Below are 6803 nucleotides of genomic sequence, written 5' to 3' on the forward strand. Positions count from 1 at the left end.
GTTAAATCACTTGCTTAATTAAGAATTAGCCGCCTGTGCATGTTGTGTCTGTGAGTTAATGTAGGCTTCACAGGCGTCACTGTCCCGCCACCACGGAAACAGTATAGGAGGGTGATTGAAAGCATTGGCCATTGTGCTGGCAAGTGCCGGCAACTGCTGAGCTGCGCCTAATAGATGCAGGATATGAGGTTTTGGTGGGATAAGCAGACTGTTTGTCCATTCCGCTACATACTGGCTGTAATCCCAGAATCGCTCAAAGGTATCGTTCATCCATTCTGCCGTAAAAGGTTTGTCACCACGGGCAAGAATCGATTCGTAATAGACCTGACAGGCTTTGGTCGCATTGTTGGAGCCTTGTCCGGTAAGCGGATCATTTGTCACTACCGCATCACCCAGTCCAAAGACCTGACGCCCAGACGGTAATGTCAGTACCGGTTTGCGCACTACCGGTGCGAAACGTCCGGCCAGAATGCCGTTCTCATCGGTCAGTTCTACTTTTTCGCAACGTGCGGCTTCCCACGGCAGAAAGGTTTTAAGGATGCGGAGGCTATAAGCCAGATGCTCCTGCGGTGTTCTGGCTTCCTGCCAGCCATCCATTGCTCCTCCCGGTATTCCTTCAAAGACCATAATGTCACAGGGACCGCTCAGAGTCAGAGCAGGAAAAACAAAATACTCACCTACTCCGGGGATCAGGTTGAAAGAAACCCGTGAATATTCAGGCACTGGCAGCATACCATTCACATAAGTCAGTGCCAGTCCACGCTGCGGCTTATCATAGGGGGAACGGGTTGCATCACGCTCCAGCAATCTCACAACTTCCCCTTTTCCGCCCGCCAGAATAACCAACTCATGGGTAGATGCCAGCTGCTCCAACTCATTAACACCTACATCAAGAATCACCAAATTACCGCCACGGGAAGCAAACAACTCCATCCAGAAAGGCATTTTAATACGCTGATCAACCGCCTGTGCGTACTTATCGAGCCGGGCGCTCCAGTCAATGACTTTGGTGTTTGGTATTTCCGGATGCGGAACAGCGAAACCGATCCCTTCAACTGGCGGACATAGTGCTTCCCATTTATTCAACCCCAGCTTCCGCTCAAACTGTAAAGAAGAATCGAACATACACTGGCTCGACATCACCCGACCATTCCGGACATCATCAGGGGTGCGATTGGTAACTACAGTTACCTGATAGCCCTTGTCAAGTAGACCAAGGGCCAGAGGCAGTCCGGCCTGACCACCTCCCACAATAGCGATACGACGCATGGTATTTTTCTCCTACCTTGTATTTCATTTCAACGATGTTTTGTGACAAGAACGATTTGCGACTATTCCGCCAGACGGCAAATGGCAGGTTTTGCCTGCTCAGGTCCCATCACTGAATAACCACCATCAACGGAGTAATCGGCTCCGGTCACAAAGCTCGACAAATCAGAAAGAAGAAAGGACACGACCTGAGCAATTTCTTCAGGATCGCCCGCACGGCCAAGTAAGTGATAATCTGCGGCAACTTCATCTGTTTTCCGGCGACTGCCCTGAGTCAGTTCATCCATGACCCGTGACCAGGTCCAACCCGGTGAAACGGAGTTCACACGAATGCGATCAGCGGCATAGTCCATTGCCATGCTGCGGGTAACTTGTAATAAAGCGGCTTTTGAGGCGGGATATAGCCAACGACCTGTCTGGGCAACAGAGGATGAAACGCTGGTGAAGTTAACAATTGCTCCACCTCCGGCTGCCATAAAATAAGGATGGGCAAACTGGGCAGCTTTGACGGCGCTGACCACATTAATATTCAGTGCCGTCAGCCACATTTCGCGGCCGGAGTCGGCACCATCATCCAGATAAGTTGCAGCAAGATTAACGAGACAGTTAAGGCGGCCATAATAAGCAGCCACCTCGTGTATCCCCTGAGAGAGCTGTTTGTCATCAGCAATATCAACAGGCCAGAAATGAATATCATCAGGTCGGACATCGCAGGCTTTTTTTCCGCCTTCACGATCAATATCAAAAATAGCAACCTTAACACCATATTCACTCAATACTCTGGCAACGGCCGCACCTATTTTGGTTGCACCACCAGTAACAATAGCGACCTTATTACTTAATCCTTTCATGAGTGATCCCCTTGTACATATATCTGCCACTATTCAGGACAAACTATCAGGACAAATTATTCGGTCGGAGCAAGAAGTTCGGGGCATTGAAAAAGGCACATTTTTGACTGAATAGCTTTTGTTCAAATAGATTTTGTTCGAATAGCTCGTGACTGAATAGCCGATCAGAGATATAAACACCGAATATCCAATCTCTTGTATATTTAGTGTTTTTATAATTAATAAATCATGGTGGGTATCATTACGTGAAAAAGATAAGAACAAATAGCCGATATTTGCAGGAAATATCCATCCAGTGCAGGTATTCAAAAATGTATTAAATAGATTTAAAGATTTAGAAATAAGATATTCTTTGTTTAACTTATTCCATCACAGATCACACTGAGATAGTAACCCACGGAACTAATCATCCTGAAGTTCCGGATCTCGAGTCCGACATTATGGTTGCGAATTGCGACTAATCTGTTTCTGATTTACCGGAGAAAAACGCGTCCGTCTCGTTCTGGTCAATTATAATATTTGGCTAAAACATATTTCACCCAACACATCACTAACAATAAAAAATATCAATAATTAAACTCCCCCTATAATCAATAAAAAGACTAGAATAATAAAAAACAACATAGACACTAATTAAAACAACAACCAGCATTACACTATAAATAACAACATCCATAAGTAATATAAAACAATCATATTCACATAAAAAATATACTCTGGTATTTTGGATAAACAAAAACCCAATTATTAAATAATAACTCTATTTCACGAGGATGAGTGTTGAAAGATTGCAAGATTATTTGTAAGGACATCATGAGAGATGATGCTACGTTCTAACGTGCAAATTAAGGTCAGGCAAATCATTAGCCCTATTCATTTTGTACTATCAACTATGACTAACTTGTAAGCAGAATACACTCATATAAATAATTATGAGAAAAGCTGAGGATCATTTTAATCCAGATTTATATCACCTCCACCCTGCTCAGGAGAATATATTTTACGAACAACTTCTTTATGAGAACAAACCAGTACATACCCTAAACTGGTATACATTAATAGAGGAAAATGTTGATATTACCCTCTTGCAAAAAACATTGAATTTACTATATCAGCATATCGATACTTTACGTTTACGTATATTCATCAATGCCGAAAATGAAGTGGTTCAATACATTCAGGAACAAAGTATTCCCACATTAATCAATGAATACGATGTTTCAACACTATCTGACCCTGAAAATCATGCATTTCTGTGGATGAAGCAACAAAACAATATCCCTATAGATTACTTAAATGAAATACCCTACCAGTTCACATTAATCCGTCTTTCTAATGAAAAGCATTATTTTTTCACGACATTCCACCATATTTTCATTGACGGCGTCGGATTATACCGATTTCACGAGTATGTTTATAAATTATATACATGCCTTAAAAATGGAACATCCACAACGTGGTTATCTGAAATTCCGCAATATCTCACGGCAGTAAAAAAAGCAAGAACCTATTTAAATAATTTAAATTATGAAGATGATGAAAATTATTGGCTGGATTTTTTAAAGAAAAATGAAATACACCAATTAACACCTTATTACCATAATAAAGGCTCTGATAATCAGACGCTGACATTACCACTCTCAGTTAAAAACGATTTACGTACTTTTTGTCACGAAAACAATACTAATTTACTTGCCGTCTTTTCCACACTTGCTTCTATTGTTATCGCTGAATTAACCGGGCAACAAGAGATAACTTTCAACACGACAAGTCATGGAAGAACAACAAAATCTGAAAAATATGTTGTCGGGATGCAAGCAAACACGTATCCAGTGCATTGCCATATTTCACGAGCCTCTTCCATCGTTAAGCAAATTAAACAAGTAGAATCAGCGCTGAAAAACAGCTATCTCCACGGGAAATTTCCCACTTCACATCTTACTCGTCTGGCGCAGCAAGATGGCGTTTCTTTACCCAACATCCTGATTTTATATGACCGGTTTTCAGCATCGGATACTGAAATTGACCAAATTCAGCATTTTCATATAGACACTGAATTTAATATTAATCCCATCTTATTTAGGCTGAAAGACCATGGCCATGATCAAGAATTAAAAATAACCATCCAATATTTACAAGCCTATTTTAGTAATTCAGAGGTCAATAATATCCTTAAACGGTTAAATAACCTGATAACGGCTACTATTGACAACCCTGCTATTTTAGTCAGTGAATTACCTATCTTGTTAGAGCAGGAACGCCATACCCTATTAACTATCTGGAATCAGACCGATGATCCTTACCCGCAGGATAAAACCCTGCCACAGTTGTTTGAAGCGCAGGCGACAGCCAATCCGGATAACGTTGCGCTGGTGTTTGAAGACGAAACCCTGACCTATCGCCAGCTTAATGAACGGGCAAACCAATTGGCACTTGTGATCCGTGAACGTTATCAACAACAGCATAATGTACCTATGCCAACAGATACGTTGATCGCGCTCTATCTGGATCGCAGCCCGGAAATGGTCATCAGTATACTGGCGGTACTCAAAGCTGGCGGGGCTTATGTGCCTGTATCACCGGATTATCCCCCGGAGCGGATTCGGTTTATGCTGGACGATACTCAGTCTCCCTGTGTTGTGACCCAGCAGAAATTTCTGTCCACATTGCAAGCCTATACACAGACACCCGTAACGCTCCCCACCCTGATTGCCGCAGATGACAGGTGTGTCACTGAACACTATTCAACAGAAAATCTGGCATTAGCCGGTCAGGCGACAGATTTAGCCTATATTATCTATACTTCCGGCACGACCGGAAAACCCAAAGGCGTTTTGCAGACTCACCATAATGTCAGTCGCTTATTCACCTCCAGCCAAAAAGATTACCAGTTCGATCAACACGATGTCTGGGTGCTTTTCCATGCGTATACGTTTGATTTCAGTGTGTGGGAATTATGGGGTGCCCTACTCTATGGCGGGCGTTTAATTATCCCCACGGTTGAGTGCACCAAAGATTTCCGCCAATTCAGCCAGTTATGCGCCGAACAGAAGGTGACGGTACTGAACCAAACGCCGGGGGCATTTTATGCCTTTATCGACGAAGCAGTAAGTAACAGCACAGAGTTTCCTCACCTTCGCTATGTGATCTTTGGTGGCGATAAATTAAATCCGGTTCAGTTAACACCCTGGTGGGATCGTTATGGTGATCAAAAACCGGCGCTCATCAATATGTATGGGATCACCGAAACCACCGTCCATGTGACTTACAAAAAGTTAACGCAAGGCGATAGCAGTGCGGTATCCCGCATTGGGCGGCCCCTGAGCGACATGTCTGCCTACGTACTGGATCCTGCCGGACAACTGGCTCCGATAGGTGCCCCCGGCGAACTTTACATTGGTGGCGCAGGGCTGGCGCGGGGATATTTAAACCGACCGGAATTAACCGCCGAACGTTTTATCGCAAACCCGTTTGCCAACGATAAGCACAAAGAACTGGGTTACACACGTCTGTATAAAACCGGTGATTTAGCCCGCTGGCTCCCCGATGGCGAACTGGAATATCTGGGACGTAATGATTTTCAGGTCAAAATTCGTGGCTACCGTATTGAACTGGGCGAAATTGAAAGTGCGCTGGCAGCGCATCCACAAATTAAACAAGCGGTTGTCATCGATCGCGACTATCAGGGTAATACCGCTCTGTTCGCCTATCTGGTGATTGAGGGTGAACTTTCTGACGAAGGATTAATCAGCCATTTATCTTCTCGCCTGCCGGATTATATGTTGCCTGCCAGTTTTACCCGGATTGAAGCGATCCCGCTAACGCCGAACGGCAAAGTGGATCGCAGAGCCTTGCCGGAGCCGGTTTTCGGTGACAGAGAAAATTATGTTGCACCCCGTAATGCCTTAGAAACCCAGCTTTGCACTATCTGGCAGGATGTTTTAGAACTGGAGCGGGTCGGTATTGATGATAACTTCTTCCGTATCGGCGGCAATTCTCTGACCGCCATTAAACTGATTGCGGCTATTCGTCGTACCCTGTCTACGGATATTTCACTGGCACAATTGTTTGAGCTGAAAACCATCGCCGGGTTAGCCACGCAGATGGACACACAAATTCGTACGGTGATCCCTCATAAACCCCAAGCGCGCTATCCCTTATCCTTTGCGCAGGAGCGGATGCTGTTTATCGAGCAGTATGAGCAAGGTTCGGATGTCTATCATATTCCGTATCTGGTTCAGTTGACTGAGGATACGTCACTGCCGGTACTGGAAACCGCCATTAACCGACTGGCTGAACGTCATGCGGTGCTGAGAACCGTGTATCGCAGTGATGATCAAGACCTGATGTATCAGCAGATATTGGATAAGGATTTAGTTATCCCGTCTCAATCCTGTGACGACAGGGAGACATTGCTGGCTAGCGTCCGCACCGAGATCGCCACCCCCTTTGATTTAACCACCGAACCCAGCCTGCGATCGCGGCATTATCAGGTTGCAGACAACCATTACTTATTACTGTTATGGCACCATATCGCAATGGATGGCTGGTCGATTGATATCTTTATGGCGGAACTGGCGGAGGTTTACCACGCGCTGCAAGCAGGCCGTGACAGCCAGCTCCCTGCGCTGGATATCACCTACGGGGATTACGCAGCATGGCAACGGGATTATTTACAGGGAG

At 44.7% G+C, this 6803-nt stretch carries 3 protein-coding genes; 1 reads left to right on the forward strand and 2 read right to left on the reverse strand.

Features of this window, described 5'->3' with window-relative positions:
* Positions 1-18: 18 nt before the first annotated feature.
* On the reverse strand, positions 19-1269 hold the full coding sequence (locus tag AACS92_RS13205) for a styrene monooxygenase/indole monooxygenase family protein (RefSeq protein WP_099111427.1): 1251 nt from the start codon (positions 1267-1269) through the stop codon (positions 19-21).
* A gap of 62 nt (positions 1270-1331) precedes the next feature.
* Positions 1332-2120: an SDR family oxidoreductase gene (locus AACS92_RS13210; RefSeq protein WP_099111428.1), complete on the reverse strand. Its 789-nt coding sequence runs from the start codon at positions 2118-2120 to the stop codon at positions 1332-1334.
* A gap of 932 nt (positions 2121-3052) precedes the next feature.
* Between AACS92_RS13210 and AACS92_RS13215 the strand changes: the two genes are divergently transcribed.
* The coding region (locus AACS92_RS13215) for a non-ribosomal peptide synthetase (protein WP_153044786.1) at positions 3053-6803 on the forward strand (3751 nt) is incomplete at its 3' end.

Source organism: Xenorhabdus sp. KJ12.1 (assembly GCF_963876495.1).
Lineage (GTDB): Bacteria > Pseudomonadota > Gammaproteobacteria > Enterobacterales > Enterobacteriaceae > Xenorhabdus > Xenorhabdus stockiae.